General features: G+C 43.9%; 19 protein-coding genes. 14 read left to right on the top strand and 5 right to left on the bottom strand.

Going from position 1 to position 20,642, the window contains the following annotated elements; genetic code table 11:
* Positions 1-16: 16 nt before the first annotated feature.
* The 9 genes from MKX35_RS00975 (at position 17) to MKX35_RS00935 (ending at position 9,534) form a co-directional block, all read left to right on the top strand.
* Positions 17-1,033 carry an alpha/beta hydrolase gene (locus MKX35_RS00975; RefSeq protein ID WP_081382974.1) on the top strand — a complete coding sequence of 339 codons (1,017 nt, stop codon included), beginning with the start codon at positions 17-19 and terminating at the stop codon, positions 1,031-1,033.
* 729 nt (positions 1,034-1,762) lie between these two features.
* Positions 1,763-2,152 carry a NusG domain II-containing protein gene (locus MKX35_RS00970; RefSeq protein ID WP_042184493.1) on the top strand — a complete coding sequence of 130 codons (390 nt, stop codon included), beginning with the start codon at positions 1,763-1,765 and terminating at the stop codon, positions 2,150-2,152.
* Positions 2,136-2,693: a Gx transporter family protein gene (locus tag MKX35_RS00965; RefSeq protein ID WP_036681020.1), complete on the top strand. Its 558-nt coding sequence runs from the start codon at positions 2,136-2,138 to the stop codon at positions 2,691-2,693. The genes MKX35_RS00970 and MKX35_RS00965 overlap by 17 nt, the downstream gene beginning before the upstream one ends.
* 29 nt (positions 2,694-2,722) lie before the next feature.
* On the top strand, positions 2,723-3,577 hold the full coding sequence (locus tag MKX35_RS00960; protein ID WP_076300127.1) for an ATP-binding cassette domain-containing protein: 855 nt from the start codon (positions 2,723-2,725) through the stop codon (positions 3,575-3,577).
* Positions 3,568-4,473, top strand: a complete 906-nt coding sequence (locus MKX35_RS00955; RefSeq protein WP_042184495.1) for an ATP-binding cassette domain-containing protein — start codon at positions 3,568-3,570, stop codon at positions 4,471-4,473. The genes MKX35_RS00960 and MKX35_RS00955 overlap by 10 nt, the downstream gene beginning before the upstream one ends.
* Positions 4,466-5,257, top strand: a complete 792-nt coding sequence (locus MKX35_RS00950) for an energy-coupling factor transporter transmembrane component T family protein (protein ID WP_042184497.1) — start codon at positions 4,466-4,468, stop codon at positions 5,255-5,257. Before MKX35_RS00955 ends, MKX35_RS00950 begins: the two co-directional genes overlap by 8 nt.
* Positions 5,258-5,300: 43 nt before the next feature.
* Positions 5,301-7,226, top strand: a complete 1,926-nt coding sequence (locus MKX35_RS00945; RefSeq protein WP_076300128.1) for a peptidase U32 family protein — start codon at positions 5,301-5,303, stop codon at positions 7,224-7,226.
* Between the two features lie 97 nt (positions 7,227-7,323).
* Positions 7,324-8,610, top strand: a complete 1,287-nt coding sequence (locus tag MKX35_RS00940; RefSeq protein WP_076300129.1) for an aspartate aminotransferase family protein — start codon at positions 7,324-7,326, stop codon at positions 8,608-8,610.
* A gap of 39 nt (positions 8,611-8,649) precedes the next feature.
* Positions 8,650-9,534 (top strand): UbiA-like polyprenyltransferase, encoded by an 885-nt coding sequence (locus tag MKX35_RS00935; RefSeq protein WP_076300130.1) that lies wholly within the window; start codon positions 8,650-8,652, stop codon positions 9,532-9,534.
* A 633-nt stretch (positions 9,535-10,167) separates the two neighbouring features.
* Here the strand turns inward: MKX35_RS00935 and MKX35_RS00930 are convergent.
* The 4 genes from MKX35_RS00930 to MKX35_RS00915 all read right to left on the bottom strand — a co-directional run bounded on the left by MKX35_RS00930 (position 10,168) and on the right by MKX35_RS00915 (position 14,679).
* Positions 10,168-11,148, bottom strand: a complete 981-nt coding sequence (locus MKX35_RS00930; RefSeq protein WP_076285941.1) for a polyprenyl synthetase family protein — start codon at positions 11,146-11,148, stop codon at positions 10,168-10,170.
* A 17-nt stretch (positions 11,149-11,165) separates the two neighbouring features.
* Positions 11,166-11,615, bottom strand: coding sequence for a hypothetical protein (locus tag MKX35_RS00925; protein ID WP_042184507.1), 450 nt, complete (start codon positions 11,613-11,615; stop codon positions 11,166-11,168).
* Positions 11,616-11,859: 244 nt separating this feature from the next.
* Complete coding sequence (locus tag MKX35_RS00920) at positions 11,860-13,740, bottom strand: FAD-dependent oxidoreductase (RefSeq protein WP_042184509.1); 1,881 nt, start codon at positions 13,738-13,740, stop codon at positions 11,860-11,862.
* A gap of 48 nt (positions 13,741-13,788) precedes the next feature.
* Entirely contained in the window at positions 13,789-14,679 is an 891-nt protein-coding gene (locus tag MKX35_RS00915; protein ID WP_076285940.1) for an FMN-binding protein, read from the bottom strand.
* A 447-nt stretch (positions 14,680-15,126) separates the two neighbouring features.
* Between MKX35_RS00915 and MKX35_RS00910 the strand changes: the two genes are divergently transcribed.
* The 5 genes from MKX35_RS00910 to MKX35_RS00890 all read left to right on the top strand — a co-directional run bounded on the left by MKX35_RS00910 (position 15,127) and on the right by MKX35_RS00890 (position 19,442).
* Positions 15,127-15,330 carry a CsbD family protein gene (locus tag MKX35_RS00910; RefSeq protein ID WP_042184513.1) on the top strand — a complete coding sequence of 68 codons (204 nt, stop codon included), beginning with the start codon at positions 15,127-15,129 and terminating at the stop codon, positions 15,328-15,330.
* A 169-nt stretch (positions 15,331-15,499) separates the two neighbouring features.
* Positions 15,500-16,912, top strand: a complete 1,413-nt coding sequence (locus MKX35_RS00905) for an ATP-binding protein (RefSeq protein ID WP_076300131.1) — start codon at positions 15,500-15,502, stop codon at positions 16,910-16,912.
* 95 nt (positions 16,913-17,007) lie between these two features.
* Positions 17,008-18,282: an MFS transporter gene (locus MKX35_RS00900; RefSeq protein WP_081382976.1), complete on the top strand. Its 1,275-nt coding sequence runs from the start codon at positions 17,008-17,010 to the stop codon at positions 18,280-18,282.
* A 20-nt stretch (positions 18,283-18,302) separates the two neighbouring features.
* Positions 18,303-18,968, top strand: coding sequence for an oxidoreductase (locus MKX35_RS00895; RefSeq protein ID WP_143759523.1), 666 nt, complete (start codon positions 18,303-18,305; stop codon positions 18,966-18,968).
* 93 nt (positions 18,969-19,061) lie between these two features.
* Positions 19,062-19,442: a RidA family protein gene (locus MKX35_RS00890; protein ID WP_042184517.1), complete on the top strand. Its 381-nt coding sequence runs from the start codon at positions 19,062-19,064 to the stop codon at positions 19,440-19,442.
* An 85-nt stretch (positions 19,443-19,527) separates the two neighbouring features.
* Here MKX35_RS00890 and MKX35_RS00885 read toward each other — a convergent pair whose 3' ends face one another.
* A complete protein-coding gene (locus tag MKX35_RS00885; RefSeq protein ID WP_076300132.1) occupies positions 19,528-20,304 on the bottom strand; it encodes a tryptophan-rich sensory protein in 777 nt (258 codons plus the stop codon).
* Positions 20,305-20,642: the final 338 nt, after the last annotated feature.

The following is a 20,642-nucleotide window of genomic DNA, read 5'->3' as shown; positions in this document are numbered from 1 at the left end:
GCGGTTTTCTTTTGTTATGATTGTTATATTTTGGCGCATTCTAAGTAGATGTTATACTGATTTACAACGGATATTAAGAAAGGACGGGGAAGATGAATTGGTATGGTTCTTCATTAGCGCTGTCATCGTCATAGGAGCTCTGATCTATGCGGGCTTTTTCTTTTATGGAATTGCTATTAAACGAGCACCGAAGGAATTCCTGAGTAATAATCGTGATTTGAAGGTTGATCCCCCGGTTGCCGGGGCTTCTTGGGGTGAGGGGAAGGATTGGATCTCCAGTCAGAGCTTTGAGAATGTGGAGATTACATCTGAGGACGGGCTACAACTAAGAGGGTACTTGCTCCTTTCGGATCGTGCTGAAGGTCGTACGGCGATTCTAGCTCATGGTTATTCTGGAAAAGGGAAGGATATGGGGGCGTACGCCAAAATCTATTACGAGAGACTGGGCTTTAATATCCTGATTCCCGATGCCAGGGGACATGGGGAAAGCGCTGGGAATTATATTGGTTTTGGATGGCATGAGCGCAAGGATTATTTGCAGTGGATTGAATATATAATAGAAAAGACTGGGCCCAGTGCTCAAGTTGTGCTTCATGGGGTCTCTATGGGTGGTGCTACAGTGCTAATGACCTCAGGTGAAAATCTCCCGCCGCAGGTCAAAGCTATTGTCTCGGACTGTGCTTACAGCTCAGTTAAAGCACAATTAGCCTACCAACTACGGCGTATGTATCGCTTGCCAAGTTTCCCTTTTATTCAAAGTGCGAGTCTAATTACTCGTTTGAAAGCAGGGTATGGTTTTAGTGAAGCGTCTGCCTTGAAACAGGTGAGGAAGGCGAAGGTGCCGATTCTTTTTATTCATGGGGATGCCGATAATTTTGTACCATATAGTATGATGAATGAATTGTATGAGGCATGTCAGAGTCCCAAAGAGAAGTTCGTAGTGCCACAAGCAGGGCATGGGTTAGCTTATGATATGGATAAGACGGGGTATATAAACGTAGTAACAGCTTTTGTGAATCAGTATGTAAATTAGATGCCCTGAACGTAGACAGCGCCCGATATCCGCTAGGTAGCGGTTATCGGGCGCCTATATTTTTCCACACATGGCATGTGTCCTTATGTAAGGTTCGTACAGCCATGCTTTTTCGTTATATTCATCCCCCGCCGTTCGTGAGTAACGGGTGTCTTAATTCCTTGTTATTTCCAGCAGCCGTGTGGCGAGAATAATCCTTCCAATACGACAAAAGCCCTACCTCTCTTTTGCCCTTGCGGCTCCATTGACCGCGCCAGTGTGAATCGGAATGCTATATTTCGAATTTAGTCTCATAAAAAGGAAAGTTTCTGCAAGAAAACATGAAGCCTCTGTGTCCAAATTGCCGAAGTGTAAAATAGTCGGCCTGACATCTTCTTGATGGGGATATACAATATATCGAAAACAAATACGATATAAATATAACACAGTATTGTTTAAAAGGCAAATATAATAATGAATTCCAAGATAAGGTTTGTTTGATTTGGAAGGGGAACAAGCAGAGCAAGAGAGAGCGTTTGATTTGAATATATCGTATGCTGGATTATTTGTGGATTAATTCGGAAAAGCTAGAAAGCCAGAGTAAATGGGGCTGTGGGGGTTATTTTGCGTGCCTATTTTGTGAACTGGTCTCTAAAACTTACATTAAACCCCAACATTGATTGAAGGATTGAGGGTAGACCGTTATAATTAATAAGTCTGGATTTTAATTAAAAAATAAGGGAGATTTTTATGAAACGCGCAGATGTGTGGTTGATTTCCATCGTATTAATTGCTGCGCTCGCTTTTCTCGCACCGAGATGGTTTTCGGACAATGATGATAAAGGTGGGGCCGGTAAAAATCTCGTAGCCAATGTAACGGTGGACGGCGAGTTATTTAAAACGGTAAAGCTTACAAAAGAAGAACAAACCATTGAGGTTCGTACCGAACGTGGCTATAACCTCTTGAAGGTGCATGATTACGGGATTGAAATGTACGATGCCGACTGCCCGGATCAAGTATGCCTAGGTTTTGGTTTTATTACCCTGCCCAAACAGACGATTGTCTGTCTACCGCATAGAGTATTAGTGGAAATCACAAGTGCGTCGGGGGAGGATGATATAGATGCCTATGTCCAGTAGTGAATCTGCAACAGCTTTAAAAAGAACGGTAATTATTGCGATTTTCGCCGCAGTGGCAGTAGTGCTTAGTTTAATAGAGGCGCAGATTCCGTTGTCAGGAATGGGACTGGTGCCCGGTGCTAAACTAGGATTAGCTAACATTATGATTTTGACTTGTATTTACTTTTTACGTGGACGGGACGCATTCCTGCTTGTCATCCTCAAAACGTTGCTTACTGCATTTTTGCTAGGTACTTTTTCAAGCTTGCTGTTTAGTTTATTTGGTTCACTTTTTAGCTTTGTTGTTATGTTTGTGCTGATGCTGATTAGTGGCAAAGGTAAGAGTATAAGCTTGATCGGAATTAGTATAGCTGGTGGGATTGCGCATAATATCGGTCAGCTGCTGGCAGCTTCTATGGTGTTTGCATCACTTAGTATTTTTTATTATCTTCCCATGCTGCTGATCACTGGGGTAGTAACAGGAATTGCCGTGGGCTATGCAGTCCGTTATTTGGTGGCTTCATTGTCAAAAATATCGTTGTTTGAAGAGTTTTTGGACTGATTAGTCACATCAGCGGAAGGATGACTAACATGAATGAATCATATGAAGGTCAAGAATTAGAGGGAGAAGGACAAGCTATCATCTCTCTGGATGGGGTATCGTTTGGTTATGATCCTGAGCATCCGATTCTTCAAAATATAACGTTATCTATTTCTCAGGGACAATGGGTTAGCTTGGTTGGTCCTAATGGCTGCGGAAAGTCTACGCTAGTTAAGCTACTAAATGCTTTGCTGCCTAAGAGTGCTGGCGAGATTGTGGTTAGTGGTATGCAACTGAGTGAGGAAACGATCGGAAGCATTCGGCAATGCATTGGTATGGTGTTCCAAAATCCAGATAATCAGTTTATTGGAGCCACTGTAGAGGAAGATATCTTATTCGGCCTGGAAGGGCTTTGTTTGTCGTACGAAGAAATGGCTGAACGATTACACTCTTATACGACGAGGCTGGGAATAAATCATCTGCTGTCCAAACACCCAGGTGAGCTGTCTGGAGGCCAAAAGCAGCGTGTCGCTATCGCCTCCATTCTTGCTATGGAACCAGGCATCGTCATTTTTGACGAGGCCTCTTCTATGTTGGATGAAGGAAGCAGAAATGATCTTCTTGGTATTTTGCAAGATATGCGAGCGGAAGGAAAGTATACGATCCTTATGATTACGCATGATGCAGATGAGATTTTGGCATCGGACCGGGTGCTTGCGCTGCATGGAGGTAGTTTAGCTGCTGATGTTACACCGGCGGAATTGTTCCGGAACGAGGAGCTTCTGCAAAAATGCCATCTGTGTGAGCCGTATCCTTGGCGTCTTGCACGCGAGCTGCAGAATCAGGGCATCCATGTGGATGTTCCCGCCAGTGAAAAGGAGCTTATAGACACGTTATGGCCATAGAATTACAGCAAGTAAGTTATTCCTATGCTGACCGAAGCCTATGGAAGCTGACAGCGCTCCGCGACATTAACCTCAGTGTTCCAACAGGCTCTATGGTTGGTATTGCTGGAGCGACAGGCTCTGGTAAATCGACACTGCTGCAGTTGTTTAACGGGATACTGAAACCAACGGAGGGGACGGTAAAAGTACTCGATGTAACCATCCAGGCGGGGGAGAAATCACCTAAGCTGATGCCGCTGCGCCGTAGAGTCGGATTGGTATTTCAATTTCCAGAGCAGCAAATGTTTGAAGATACGGTCGAAAAGGATCTTATCTTCGGTCCTCTTAACTTTGGCATGAGCCTCGAAGAGGCAAAGGCACGCGCAAGACAGGCCATGTTGGATATGGGGCTGGATCTGGCGCTGCTAGAGCGGAATCCTTTTAAATTGAGCGGTGGGCAAATGCGTAAGGCAGCTATCGCCTCCGTACTAGCTATGGACCCTGAAGTCATCGTTCTGGATGAACCGACGGCTACGCTTGATCCCATCAGCCGTGCAGAACTAATCCACTTGCTGGAGCGTTTATGCCGTGAGCAGGGGAGAACGATCATCGTCGTCACGCATCGGATGGATGAGTTATTGCCTTACGCGGACAACTGGCTTGTCCTTAAAGAGGGCAGTACGGCATTTCAAGGCAGCGTAAAGGCACTGGCTGATGACCCTTCGATTCTGGAACAGTGTGGCTTGACGGTTCCGCAGTCCCTTCGTTACTGGCGTGCAGTAGCTGATCGCTTTGGTCTTACGGATGAAGCTCCTCGCTTAACGGCAGAGAGCTTAGCAGAGCTAATCGCTTCGCTGCCATCTGGATCAGGCAACTCTAGCGAGCAGCACGAAGGAAAGAGGGATGGCCATGAATGAGAAGCTAATCATCGGGCGCAGTATTGAGACCGGTTCATGGGTGCATAAGCTAGATGCTCGTGCCAAAATCACCGGAATGCTATTATACGTAGCTGTTATCCTGCTCTCCCGTTCGTGGATGGCTATGGCGCTGCTGGCTATTTTCTCAATAGCGGTTATGGCTTCCACTCGGATTCCGCTTAAATACTTCCTGAAAGCAGCTAAGCCTTTACGGTATTTAATGCTATTTATCTTTATCGTACAGCTGCTGTCTGTGAAGACGGGTGAGGCGGTGCTGACGCTTGGTTCGTGGTCTATTTATGAGGGAGGGCTGAGATTAGGCGCATTTTCGGTCATCCGCATGTTCTTTCTGATCACTTTCACGGCGTTACTTACATTCACCACAACGCCGGGTAAGCTGAATCAAGGGCTGGAGGGGATTTTGGCTCCTTTCAAAAAGTTTGGCTTGAAGCCCGACCGTATCACACTGATGATCAGCATTTCACTTCGTTTCATTCCTACGATTCTAGACGAGTCGCAGATTATCATGAAAGCGCAGGCCTCACGGGGTGCTGATCTGAAGGAGCTACCTTTAAAGGAAAAGGGACGAATGTTAGTGTCCTTGCTGGTTCCGATTATCGCTAGTGCGTTTAGGCGTGCGCAGGATCTGGTATATTCCATGGAAGCTCGTGGCTTTCGTATGGATGCTCCGCGTAGCCAGTATCACCGCCTAAGGTGGGGCATATTCGATACTATTTTTATTACTATGTTTATTGTAATGGGGATTGCAGTAGCTTTGGTGTAAAGTACAACTTGTATGGAGAGTATCAACTTGGGAGGGAACTTGAATGGCACGTTATTTTAATGGTAGAGAGATTGAATTATTAGCACCCGCAGGAACGTTTGAGATTTTCAAGGAAGTGATCCAGGCACGATGTGATGCAGTTTATTTTGGTGGACCTGTATTGAATATGAGAATGATGCGTAAAGGATATAATCTGTCTCATGAGGAGATCGTAGAGGCACTAGATATTGCTCACCGTCTAGACAAAAAAGTGTATATCACAGTGAATAACCTATTTAGTGAAGAAGATGTGGAAGAGGCTAAAGAATATTTGCGTTTCCTTGATGGTGCTCGTCCCGATGCCTTGATTGTTCAGGATATGGCAGTGCTGGAGCTAATTCGCGAGATGGAGCTTAATCTTCCTATTCACTCTTCGGTCATGATGAATGTTCACAATCTGGAAATGATCTACGCATTGCGTGATCTGGGTGTAAGTCGTGTGGTTACTTCGCGGGAAATGGATTTGCAGACAGCTAAGCTGCTAGGTCAGCGGAGTGGGATGGAACTGGAGTATTTTATTCACGGGGATATGTGCTCCGTTCACGGTGCGAATTGTTATTTCAGCTCCCATGTATTCGGTATGAGCAGTAACCGTGGGAAATGTATGAAGCCTTGCCGCTGGGATTATCGGGTTAAAAAAGACGGGTATGTATATCCGGCCGAATACCCCCTAGCTGTAAAAGATATGTTCATGTATGAACATCTTCCGGAATTGATTGAATCAGGGATTACCTCCTTCAAAATAGAGGGCCGCATGCGGGATAAGGAGTTTATGGTGATGCTGGCGAATAGCTACGGCGAAGCCATTGACCGGTATATCGATGATCCGATTGGCTTTGATCGTACGGTAGATACGAAAGAGCTTCATAACAACCGTAAACGTGACTTTTCGACGGCGTATGCCTTCGGCAAACCAGGACTGACTAACATTAACCGCCGTTATGAAGGAACTGGTAAATTTTATAGCACTGGAAAAGTATTCAGTACACCAACTGCAGAGCGTGAGCTGTCTGAGAAACGAGTTGAGCAGTTGCGGGAAAGATTGGCTGAGGTCGAGCAACCGAAAAAGACAAAAGCTAAGTTAGCTGTACGTGTGAATAATATGGAACAGGCACGGATGGTCTTAGAGCTTAGTGTAGATAGCCTGTACTTGCCAGGGGATGTATTTGAACCAGATAAACCTTTTACAAAGCGTGACATCAAGGAACTGGGTGAGCTAAAGGGCGATAGCAAAATCTACTTGGGTTTACCACGGATGATGACCGAGCTGCATTTTGACCAATATGATCAATTGCTTGGCGGAGAACGCTTGCCGATTGACGGTATTATCGTTACAAATTTAGGAGCTATTCGTCGTTATAACAATACAGGCTATCCGCTAATTGGGGACAGTAACTTAAATGTATACAATCATCTTTCAGCGCAATTATATGCTAACTTAGGTTTAACTCAGCTTTCGGTATCGCCAGAAATGACGCTAGAGCATTTTGCTACCTTTGCCTCTCGTTGCAAAACGCCTTTGGAAGTTGTTGTTCATGGTACACCTGCACTAATGTATATGGAACATGATCTTTATGAGAATACGGAGTTAATGGAGCCTATTGCTGAAGAGGATAATCAATATGTGCACAATAATGTATTGGTACTAAAGACAGATCAAGGCGAGAATCCGGTATATCGTGATCAGCACGGCCGTTGCCATCTTTTATTCGCAAAAGAGCTTTGCTATTTACCTTTGTTGAGTGAGATGAGTGGACTAGGGATATCAAGCTTCCGTATTGAAGGAGCAACCTATAGCGTCGAACAGCTACGTGAAATTATTGTTTCTTATCAACAGGCAATCAACGGATCTGATAGCAGGGATGACATGCTGGGCGGCCTTAAGCCAGTCTATGCTGGTTATACTTTGGGCTCGCTACAGTTCAACTAATTGTATTTTAATGGGAACTAAATATCGCCTAGTGATAGGGCGGTGCACAGGACTCTATGAATAAGTTACTATTTTCACAAAAAGGAGAGAACCCTTCATGGAACAACAAGACTTCATCGGAAGAGAAACAGTAGCAGCCAAACGTAAGCAATATTTCTATCCTTGTACACAGCATTTTTACCGTGATGCACCTCAGCTTGTTCGTGGTTCAATGCAGTTTGTTTATGATGAAAAAGGAAAGTCCTATACGGATTTCTTCGCTGGCGTATCCGTAGTCGCATGTGGTCACTGTAATCCGGCTATAACAGTACGCACGATTGAACAACTGCAGCAGCTGCAGCACACGACAACCATCTATCTAACTCAACCGAGTGTAGATTTGGCAGAGCGTTTGGAAGAGGTTATGCCGGGTGGACTACGACGGACCTTCTTTGTTAACAGTGGTTCTGAGGCTAATGAGGGAGCTCTGCTGCTCGCTCGGATGTATACGGGACGTAAAGGGTTTATAGCGCTGGAGAGTGGCCTGCATGGCCGTACCAATCTAACTATGAGTGTGACAGGCCTGCCTATGTGGCGTACCGATAAATACTTGGATCATGACGTTGAGTTTATTCCTCGCCCTTATCATCCGGATTTATCGCTGGAGGAAGCGGCATCGTTATCCCTGGAATCGCTAGAGCGGGTGCTCGAAGAGAAGGGGAATACTATCGCTGCCATGATCGTAGAGCCAATCCAAGGCAACGGCGGAATGATTATGCCAACCCGAACCTACTTCCGTGATGTAAAAGTATTGTTAGAGAGATACGGTGTACTCCTAATCGCTGATGAAATCCAAACTGGATTTGGACGTACTGGTAAAATGTTTGCTATGGAGCATTTTGACGTTGTACCCGATATTATAAGTATGGCCAAAGCACTCGGTAACGGAATTCCAGTTGCAGCCTTCGCTACAACCGATGAGATTGCCCTTGCCCTAAACCGTCCTTCAGCTTCCACATTTGGAGGGAATCCGGTATCTGCTGCAACAGCGCTGGCTGTGCTTGATTATATTCGAGATGAACGGCTTCCTGAACGCTCGGTACAGCTCGGAGAACGATTGAAGGCAGGTCTGAAGGCTTTGCAAGCTCGTTATCCTTCGTTGATGGTTGATGTGCGGGGAACTGGACTAATGCTGGGTGCGGAGCTAACGGGTGTAGATGCTGAGGGTGCAGCGGCACTTACAGATCAAGTGCTGGAGGCGATGAAGGACCGAGGTTATCTAATCGGCAAAAATGGCATAGGGCGCAATGTACTAGCCTTCCAGCCACCGATGATTATTACGGAAGAAGATATCGACGGGATGCTTAACGTCCTGAACGAAGTTCTTGCAGACCATAATCATTAATGGACATAAACACAGTAGTGAAGAAAGAGGAATGCACGAATGGCGATTCTAAACATATGTAAAACTGCAGGTCTAAAACTTAAAATGTTCAGCGAATTGGTAATGTTCTCTCATACGCTTTTTTCGCTACCATTTGCTATTATATCGATGGTATGGGCCGCAGGGGGCTGGCCATCGGGACATGTGATGATCTGGGGATTGATTGCATTGATAGGCGCCCGTAATGGCGCCAATGCATTCAATCGGCTGGCGGACCGTACGTTCGATGAACAGAATCCTCGTACGGCACATCGACATCTGCCTCAACGCTTACTGGCGGAAAAAGAAGTTGTTGTCTTTGTTATTGTCAACTATGCCATTTTCATTGTGGCTTCAGGAATGCTTAATTTGCTCTGCTTGATCTTGTCACCGGTGGCTATCGTATTGATATCAACCTATTCCTACACGAAGCGATTCACCTTTCTCAGCCATTTATATTTAGGATTTGTTATTGCTTCTGCACCGATTGGCGCATGGTTCGCTGTAACCGGAAATATCGCATTTACACCGTTTGTTATCGGTACTGTTGTTATGCTGTGGATTGCCGGATTTGATATTATTTACGGCACTCAGGATATCGACTTTGACCGGCGGCATGGTCTATGGTCTATTCCTAGCTTTTTCGGTCTAGAGAATGCGCTGCGCATTGCAAAAGGACTACATTTCATCATGATTATGCTGCTATTGTTCCTATATTTATGGCGTGATCTCGGCTGGATGTATCTGGTAGGGATTGGCATCGCGACGCTGCTCCTGATGACCGAGCATAAGATTATAAAACCATCGAATCGTAAGCTGATGAAGGTGGCCTCTTATAATCTGAATCAGGTGATCAGCATAGTGATTTTATTGTGTACGCTGATTGATTTTTTTTATGTTAGCTAGGGAGCAATAAGGCGGTGGTTAGGAAGCAGCACTGCGTGGAATGTTGGACTTTCGATCGCTGTTATTCTCGGATTTCTTTGATTTGAACCGGCTGTCTGCGGTAGAAATCCGAGAATAAAGGCGAGCACTTCGTTTCTACAGTCCAAAATTCCACTCCGTTCCGTCCTAACCATTGGCGCATTGCCTCCAAGCTAACAACAAAAGACAACAGCCTACCCAAAAGAGGGTAGGCAAAGGGATCGGAAAGCTGGCTACGCGGCTTTCCTTTTTTGTTTTTGTGGACATCTGCGAGGGGGGGGGGGCTAGAGCCGTGTGAGAGGGCTGAACTAATCCAAGGCAGACTTATAGGGAAAACCTCCCTATATTACCGAGCTTTATTGACTTTAGATCTTGTTATAGGGAAAGTCTCCCTCTAAATTGGCTGATTGGTCTATAAACCATGCGAATTTAGGTTTTTAGAGGGAGGATTTCCCTATATAGTAACGTCAAATCCTAAGAGACTATTCTCCAAGAGCTAAACACGCTCACGGGCGCTGCGCTACGTTCGGCTTGTTTAGCTAATGTACACAAAAAAACGGATACCAACCCAAGTAAATGGGGGTATCCGTTTTTGATTGCTCCGAGAGCAGGTCCTTAGCGATCACGGTCGGCAAAATATTGCAGCAGTGTATCCAGATCGGCATGCGCCGGATAGGAGGAGAGCTGCTGCACAATCGCTCCAGCCTTATCCAGGTAGTTCTGGCTGAACTGTTCTGCACGAGCTAAGGCATCGCTTCTCTTAATAAGGGCAAGCACATGTGCCACCTCAGCATCGGAAGAATCAGGGCCGATTGAACGAATCACAGGCGAAAGCTTTGGATCCTGTAATGCATAAAGCACTGGCAGGGTAACCTGACCATGACGCAGATCGCTGCCGGCGGGCTTACCCAGCACAGCCTCAGACTGCGTGAAATCCAGCAGGTCATCTTGTATTTGAAAAGACATGCCTAAGGCTTCGCCAAAGGTATACAGAAGGTTGGCCACTTCCTCTGAGCTTTCGGTGGATAATGCACCCACACGTAAGCAGGTGGCCATAAGAAGAGCTGTTTTGTTTAAGGACTTCTCCAGATACTGCTCCATTGTAATCTCATAATCAAAAGCATGTTCCATTTGCTGATACTCACCTAGACAGAGCTGAGCAGTAGCTACAGAAGATAAGTCATGAACATATTTGTTTTTGTCTCCGGTATATTTGCTTAACAGTTCGATAACCCGAGCGGACATATAATTGCCAATATGCACTGCTGATAGTGTGCCCGTCTTAGTATGTAGGGCGGGTTTGCCCCGCCGTAACTCAGAATCGTCGATAATATCATCATGAATTAATGAGGCAACATGAATAAATTCAGCGGCAGCAGCTAATTGAAGCGCTCTTCGACCTGTATCCTTTCGGCCAAAACGACTGCCAACAATGACCATAAGAGGACGGAGGCGTTTACCTCCAGAATTTATAAGCTCAAGAATACTCTGCCCGAGTTGTGATTTCTTAGGAACATCCTTATCTCGTGCCACAAGATTTACGATTTCACGATTAATTTCATCTATGTCTATGTTTAAGGCCTCATGCAGCTTCATCTTATAGATCCCACCTGTCAAATGGCTTTGCTTGTGCGACTGCGCTGTCTGCACTCTTGAATCAAGAACTGTTCGATTCCAGCCGCTGGATCATGTTCCGCGAAGTCTCCATTTGACCGTCTAATTTGCATTTTTTTGATCGAAGGAGCTAGATAAGCAACTAGGTCGAGCTCACGGCATTTCACCGCAAACTGAAGGTAAAAGCTGTACAAATAATCTCCATCCAAAATGTTGCGTGTAAGGTCGGGATGATGTGGGATACATTCCATATGGCGCTCAGCTGCCAAAGTGAGAATAGTGTAAATACCCAGCAAATTGACTTTGCGGTTGTATTCCAGATCATGGCGTTCTAGTACCGAGATTAGCTGCTCACATGCAGCCGGAGAGGGATTAAGCTCAATTCCGGCAATAGGTGACATTTCAGTATGCAACAACCGGAGGGTATCTTCTATGAGTTGTTTGTTCACAAGATTCTCTCCTTCTTGTCGGTTTTGCCGGAAGAAACCATACCCCTGATCATCCCTACAAAACCATTCATTAAAGAATAAATTGACCATTTCCTGATATTAGGAAGATTATTTTCTTCTTGTAAATAAGGAGAGTAATGTGTCCTAGGGACACATTACTCTGAAGTACATCCATATTTAGCTTACTGACATGCAATCTACATATTTTCTTTAAAATAAATTACACGAATTCAGGGCTTTATAATCAGTCGGTGTATAGATACCATCGTCTGACGATCGGAACTCTCTTCCAATGTTTCTTAAGCCAAGGAAGTACATAGTAATCTAGGCCAAATGTGCTGCCCGATCCGCCGATGCAGGCGATACCCGCACCAACATACCATAACATTTCTGTAGAAGCCATTTTGGTCGACCAGATCATGACGGACATGGCTATCGTCGCTATAGAAGCAATAGCTGTGAACAGACCAACGATGAGCATAATACCGAACACGATTTCTGCACATACCATACCGATTTGGAACCATTTTGCGAGGAAAGTATAACTTCCGTCGTTGTTGTAGAACATCAAATCCATGAACCAGTTTGTAATATTATATACGAAGCCAGGAACTGGCAATGCTTCAACCGCTTCTTTTGCAGTGGATACTGCTGAAGCTGCAGATTGTGCATCTACTGTTGTTTTAACTGCATCCACCGCTACGCTGGCTGCTGATGAAGCATCCGTTGCAAAAGGAGCGGCTGGAATTAGGAATATCTTGTTAGGATCTACCCAAATTTTCCGTAGCTTATCTATACCTTCATATAACCACATTCCACCAAGCAGCATGCGAAGCGGAACGAGCCAGAAGTTAGGTGAACGCTTGGAGAAGTGTCCGCCCAAGAAGCTCTTACGGTTCTCAACATGGAAGAACTCATGCATCATGTAAGTCCAAACCTTATTGAAGCCTACAACCTGAGACAGGTAGAACATATTGATAAAGTGTTTGGATAACATTGCCATAAAACCAGTAAGCATAAAGAACTTGCCTGGCAAACCAACGTTTGCTACACCGTAGCGGCTACCGATGGATACCATGGTACCGTGGAAACCTGGTTTGTATGCTTTTTTAGCAGTGTTCTGAATGTCAGCTGCAATGTTACCAGCAACGATCGGAGCTGCTTGTTCAGCATTCTCAACCATTTGTGGTACAGGACGAGTTTCACCTTCAGGAATGAAGAAAATGTTGTCCCCTACTACATATACGTTCTTATGATCTACACTTTCAAGGTTCTCATTCGTAACAATACGTTTGCGTCCTTGTTGTTGTACTTCAAGTCCACCCACGATTTCAGAACCTTCAACACCTGCAGTCCAAACAATGGTTTGTGAAGCGACAACATTTTTCTCACCAAGGGCAACACTACCTTCGCCTACTTCAGTGATCTTGGCGCCTGTTACAATTTCCACGTTCAGCTTGCGAAGGTGAGCTTCGGCTTTTTGAATCAGCTTATCTGGAAGGATAGGCAGAATCTTCGGAGCCATATCAGCCACAATCAATCTTACTTCGGATGGGTCGATATAGAACTCCTTGCACAATTCCTCGCGTTGCTCAGCCATTTCCCCAACAAGCTCGACACCTGTAAAGCCGGCACCAATGATAACGAAAGTTAACATTGCACGGCGTACAGTTGGATTTTTCTCCATAGCGGCTTTGGTATACATGTCGCGGATTTGACGTTTCAATGCTACCGCATCATCGTAAGACCAGAAGGAGAAGGTATTCTCTTCTGCACCTGGAATGCCGAAGAAGGTTGGTTTGCTACCTGTACCGATTACAAGGTAATCGTACGCATAGGTAGTTTTATTGGATTTGAGTTTCTTACCCTTGAAATCAATATTGCTGATTTCGTCAAGAACAACATTCACTTTAAGTCCAGCAAAGATTTTCTTTAGATCGATCTTGATTGAATCCTCTGGAGCACGGTTCGCGGCAACCTCATGCAGCTCAGTCAATAGAGTGTGATATGGATTCCGGTCGATCAGTGTGATTTCAACATCTTTGTTTTTCTTAAATTTCTTTGCCAGTTTCTTAGCCGTGAGTACGCCGCCGTAGCCGCCGCCCAAAATGACTATTTTTTTCAAAAGAAATTCACCTCATTCGTCTGATTAACTGCAGAAGGTTATGCGAAATTATTTCGCGCCTTCGAGTGCTTTTTCAGCAAGTGTAAAATATTCACCAACATGAATACTCACGCCGGAAATTGCATCAGTTTTACCTTCAGCTGTAAGTTCTGGAGCAGTACCTTTTTCAAGATAGTATTGCTCAACTTTTGCGATCTCTTCATGCCATTCAGCAGAAGCGCCGCCAGCTTTCATACCGTATTTACCATCGACGGAGAATTGTTTCTTGTCGTCGCCAGCAGCATTTACGCCACTGAATTTAACAGCAACAACATTACCGTTAGCAACAGTCAAGTCAACAGTGGATTTCCAACCGGAGTCTTTATCCATTTCGCCTTCAGCATGGTAACCTCCGTCTTTGTATTGACCAGCTTCAACAGGTCCAGCAGCCAGAGCAGCTTGAGCAGCTTTTACAAAGTCAGATACGTGTACAGATACACCGGAGATAGCATCAGTTTTCCCCTCAGCGTCTAAAGTTATAGCTGCTGGATCTTGTTTTTCAATCAGGAAAGCTTCAGCTTTTGCTGCTTGCTCGTGCCATTCAGAAGAAGCACCACCAGCTTTCATGCCATATTTACCATCTTCAGAAAGTTTTTTCTTAGAGTCACCAGCAGTATTTACGTTAAAAGCGTCCCAGTCAGCCTTAGTAATCTTACCGCCTTCTACAGTCAGAAGCGCATAATACTGCCAGCCAGTTTTAGCGTCGACTTCAGCAGCAGAGTAGTAATTTCCGTCTTTGTACTTAGCCGCTTCAGTTCCAGTGTTAGTGGAATTAGTTGCTGTACTGTTTTCTGTTGGAGCATTAGTAGCCGCCGGTGTGTTGTCTGTGTTGTTACCACAACCTGCAAGCAAACTACCTAAGATAAGGGCAGTCGACAAGATTACTGTTGTTTTTTTCATTTGTTATGACCTCCAAAAATATAGTTTAAAATATATATATTAAAATGTAAAACATTTTAATAGTAATGCGAAGTGATAAAAATCACTTTATAAATGATATTTGTCACTTTAATCTTGGGGTGAAGAGCCAAACTCTAACAGTATCATGACATATATCGGCATACGATAGAAAAAAATTTAATGATGTTGTTTCATCTCCGAGGGCATTCTAGCACATAGAGCAAATAACTCATGTGAAAAAAATCACTTAAAAAATTAAATGTTTAATTTATACATTGATTGTATCAAATTTTAAAGGATTTGAATACCTTTTTTTAAACTATTATTTGACAAATTGTGACTTTCTATAGATTAGGTAAGATTCATGGCGAATAGGACAGGGTAATGTAACGATAACACAGGATAGTATTCTACCCTACTTAATTCAGCTAAGGAGATGAGCATATAATGGACAACAATGTGTTTAAAGGAAAATGGAAACAGCTCAAAGGCGAGGCCAAAAAGCAATGGGGCAAGCTTACAGATGACGATCTTGATGTGATTGATGGTGAAAAGGATAAGTTGGTAGGTAAACTACAAGAGCGTTATGGACATTCGAAAGAAGACGCGGAAAAAGAGTATCAAAGCTGGGGACGTTCCTACCGCGATTAATTCAAAATAGCTTATACTCTCAGTGCCCAAATATAAAATGCATAGGAAGAGCGCAAATCGTATACGATTTGCGCTCTTCCTATGCAACAATTAGGTGTGCGAAGGTTAAGCTATGGTATTATTGTGAGATGAAATCTGTAATTTATCTTGTGCAGGTAGGAGCAAAACTATGGGGTATCTTAAAATATTTTTCGGGAATACCGCAATTCTTATAGCCGTGGCCTATTTGGCTAATCTGATCTATAAACATACCATTTCAAATGCAAGTGTAGGAATAAAGAAGGCGAGCTGGGTGATCCTGGCGATCTTTGCTGGTTGGATCAGTACTCTTTTTGGTTATAATCTGGACGACCATGTGATCTTTGATTTGCGGTTTGTACCCTTAATCATCTCGACGCTGGCGTATCCTAGACCCATCACACTTATATTGATCGGTATAGGGACGGGGCTTACAAGGTTAACTTTTGGAGTGACAGAGGCAGCAGTTGCAGGAATGCTAAATCTTTTTATTTTGGGAGTTATTTGCGCGGCGCTTAGCTACTGGGTCAGACGCTCAACCCTCAGTATTGTGAATCAAGGTCTGATCGTTATTCTAATCGTTAATCTTATGAATGCCATAAACATTATGGCGTTAGGCGTTATCCCTGTGGAAGAGTACATAAGAGAGATTATGCCAATTACGTTCCCTGCGGGGCTAATTTTAAGTATTTTGTTCTCATTAATTATCCGTGATTTTCAACTCGGTCTTCTAAGGAATGAGCAGATCCAGCATGCTAACGAACAGTTGTCTGCTCAGACTGAAGAATTACATAAGAACAAGCTTGATCTTGAAGAGCGTGCTAATCAGTTAATGATGGCATCTCAATTCAAATCGGAATTTCTCGCCAATATGTCACATGAGCTTAGAACTCCATTGAATAGCATCATTAATTTATCGCAATTAATTGAAGAAAATGATGATTTGCTTACGGAAGCAGAAATAAGAGAGTATGCAGCCATTATCCATCGTTCGGGTGATGAATTATTGATGATCATCAGCGACATTCTGGATTTATCCAAGGTGGAGGCAGGTCGATTAGATATTATAAATGAAGAATTAAATGTTAGCGAGATCCCAGATTTGCTGGCAATGCAGTTCGCTGTGACGGCCAAACAAAAAGGACTGGATTTTAATATCTCCATGGATGAGAATGTCCCTCCAATGATTCATTCCGATCCACATCGCGTACAGCAGATTTTGCGTAATTTGCTCTCAAATGCTTTTAAGTTTACAAAGACAGGTTACGTATCGCTGCATATCCACGAGCAGGAAGGTGGGGAAGGGGATGCCGTGCAACATTGGCTTGTATTTGATGTGGAGGATAGTGGCATAGGAATCGCACCGGAGAAGCATGCCATGATCTTTGAAGCCTTTCAACAGGCAGACAGAACGACTAGCCGGAAATATGGTGGAACAGGACTAGGACTTTCTATTAGTAATGACTTGGCCAGATTGCTCGGCGGGTTCATTTCTATGGAGAGTAAGGAAGAGGAGGGGAGTCGATTTTCGCTTTATTTGCCCCTTGAAGTGGATAGTGAGTAAAGCTCCAATATTATTTGGTGATTTGGCGTATTGACAGTAGATTGATGCGGAGTAGAATGAAGCCAATGCCGCATCAAAGGAGTGTTACCGCCTCTATGGACAACATGGAAAATAAGCATAAGGTTACGGTTTCAAAACGTGTTCGTAAACCTTCAGTGCATCGCAGAAATTTGCGTATAGCTACGCTGGAAGGTGTGCCGTCAACTATTTTTCAGGTACTGCTGCAAGGGCAGTTCCTAACAGGATTCCTACTGTATTTAGGAGCTTCCTCTAGCCAAATTGGATTTGTGCTAGCGCTTACTACATTAGTTAATGTGGCACAGATTGGGGTAGCTTTTCTGATTCAGAAGCTGCCAAGTCGCAAATGGGCTATGGTTACTTTTATCGGTCTGCATAGGATACTTTGGGGTTCTACGGGACTAATCCCGTTTATTTTTCCTAAAGAATATTGGGTCATCGCATTTATTGCTTTATATACTACTGCTTTTATTGCCAATACTGCTGGTGGTGTGTTGTGGAGCTCTGTGATTAGTGATCTAGTTCCCGCACGGGTACGTGGACGTTATTTTGGGATTCGTAACACGGTCCTGAATGCACTTGGTAGTTTGGTTATGTATGGCGGAGGTATTATTCTGGACCGTTATCCCGGGGGTCATGGTTTTCTGATTCTATATATTGTTGTGTGGATCTTCTCGATATCGAATGTCGTAGTATTCTTTTTTTATCCGGATGTACCGTTCGAGAAATCAGAAGAGCATAAATTTTTGCCCATGTTTAAGAAACCGCTTAAAGATACATTATTTATGAAGTCAACCTTGTTTCTGGCTGCTTGGCTGTTGTTGCAGAACCTAACGGTTCCGCTATACTCTTATGTCATGTTGCAGTTACTTCATATTAATTATGAAACGTTGTCATTGCTTAATGTGTCCCAGACCGTGTTTATGATGGCTAGCTTCTACGTTTGGGGCAATCTAAATGCGAAATACAGCAATAAGCGACTGTTATTCTTTACTTTGCCAATTATTGCGTTGTCCTCATTGATGTGGGGACTCTTGTCTGTGATGCCGATGCTGGTGGTCTTATTCGCGGCCCATATCGTTTTTGGTGTTGGTGTAGGCGGTTTCAACCAGCTGGCCTTTAACTTTATTATTGGAGACACGCCGAAAAAAGAACGGCCGATGTATATGGCCACATATGCGGCGCTTACCGGGTTATCATCCTTTTTTGGTCCGCTTATTGGCGGTCAGCTCTATGAAAAAATTGCGCACTGGCCGCAATGGACTCAGGTATACGGTATGCAGCTAGTGGTAGGGACGCTGATGATTGCACTTGCGTTTCTGCTAGGTCGTCGTATTCTAAAGGACGAATAGAAGTAAAAGGGGGTTATTCCTTGTTAAGAATAGCGATGGTATTAGGTGCCACCGGATTGGTAGGCAAAGCGGTTACGGAGGAATTGTTAAATCGTGATAGCTGGGAAGAAGTAAGGGTGCTTGTACGGACACCGTTAGCCATAGAACATCCTAAGCTTAAACAAATCGTTGTAGATTGGGAGAACCTAAGAAACTATACAGAGTCGTTCGAAGGGGTACATTCCATCTTCTGTTGTTTAGGGACTACGATAAAAAAGGCGGGTTCACAAGAAAAGTTTGAACGAGTCGATCTACACTATCCGCTTGATGCTGCAGCCATAGCGAGAGAACAGGGTGTTAAACAGTTTTTGGTCGTCTCTTCAATAGGGGCAAATGCGAAGTCGCGTAATTTCTACAGTCGGACTAAGGGAAGTACGGAAGAAGGTTTAACCGCTATTGGATTTCAAGGTATCCATATATTTCGCCCCTCCTTGCTACTAGGCCAACGTGAAGAATTCAGATTAGGGGAGAGAGTCGGAGCCAGTTTGATGAAAGCGCTGGATTTTGTAATGGTGGGTAAGGCGGCTAAATATCGTGCGATACCTGGTACGACAGTCGCAAGAGCTATGGTTAACATTGCGTCTGCGGATACCCATGGATTACATATTTATACGAATGAAGTGATACATGTGATTGGGAAACGCTAAGCTTTCTGGGTCTCTAATAAATTTGCATTAAGATGAGAACAGGACTTACAATGGACAATAAATGATCAGCGCATAATGGAGAGGGGTAGTAAGATGAGCAAAAAACAAGTAGCTACAACAAAAGCACCCGGAGCAATCGGTCCTTATAGTCAAGCTATAACCACGGGTAGCTGGGTATACACTTCAGGACAACTTGGTCTAAATCCGGAAACGGGTAATTTGGTTGAGGGTGTACAAGAACAAGCGCGTCAAGCGCTTAACAATGTACAAGCCATTCTTGAGGAAGCTGGTGCAACACTAGACCATGTAGTAAAGACAACTGTATTCTTAAAGGATATGAATGATTTCGCGGCCGTTAATGAGGTTTATAGCACCTTCTTTAAAGAACCTTATCCTGCCCGCAGTGCTATTGAGGTTGCGCGTCTACCTAAAGACGGACTTGTTGAGATTGAAGCGGTAGCTCGTAAGAAATAAGGAGTTATCCTTTTGCACTTTTATTATTTTACCAAAATGGCAGGCTAAGGTGGATAACCCTAGCCTGCCATTTTTTATATTAGAATTAGTAACTTCTGTATCTCCGATACCTACTACGGCGGGGTTTGAACAATAACCAGATGCTGTAAAGAAGCAGGAGGCCTGCTGTAATCAGTCCTGTTAAATAGACATCGCTGGTCTCTTTGTGTTCCAAGGCAATCGCAATGAAGGCCCACACGAATACGAGTGGATAAATGCTATCTCGGTAAGGATAGCTGACCACAATTGCAAGTAGAGTTCCCACGCAGAGCATAATAACGCCCCAAGTGCTACCGCTAAGACCCCAACCTCCCCAATGATTCTTTTCTAGAACAACGCTGATGTTCACGATAGTAGCCACAGAGATCCAGCCAAGGTATATACTAAAGGGTAGCTTCATCAGCCATTTTTCGCCTGAGGTAGGATTAGCGATCAAACGTGTTTTTCGGTAAATGACAATCAGTGTGATTAACATCAGCACCATAGCAACCAGAGAGAGCTCAATGTATAAGTATTGCCAAAGGAAGAGCCAACTCATATTAAAAATACAGCTCAGAACAAACCAGAACTGAATCGCCCGCACAGAATCTCTAGAGGCTGTATAGGAGCGGAATTGATAAATAACGAAGCCGGCTAATAGTAGATAAATCAATGACCAGATGGAAAACGCGTAACCTGCAGGTGTGATGTAGGTCTGATATTTATCAGAGATTTCTCCAGTGCTGTTCCCGCCTAATGGTAAGGTGACCGAGAGCACATTCACGATAATCACACCTACAAAGAACAGAAGATTCCACCATTTATAAGGATTATAACGTCTCAAAGAATTCACTCCCTAGCTTTTTAATAGGGTGATGCCTACTTAGAATATACCCGCTTTCGGCACAATTAAGACTATAAACAAGAAAAGAAGTGACTAGTGAGTCATAATGTTCATGGATAGTATGGTAGTGGTGAAGGGTATTTTACGATAGTGGATAGAACATTTATTAAAAATATGCTGAAATGAATCAAATTCATGGGTGTTTCTACGTACTTCAACTTTATTTGTATAAAAATCTACAGAAAATATGCAGAAACGTTTTTAAATCAGCGCTTTTTCGTATAAGATGAAGAGATGAAGATTCAAGAGCAGATAAGTTTTATCCTAGTTCTTTATCC

Origin of the sequence: Paenibacillus sp. FSL R5-0923, from assembly GCF_038009145.1 — a bacterium.
Lineage (GTDB): Bacteria > Bacillota > Bacilli > Paenibacillales > Paenibacillaceae > Paenibacillus_AQ.
This window is presented reverse-complemented; position numbering and strand designations above follow the sequence as displayed.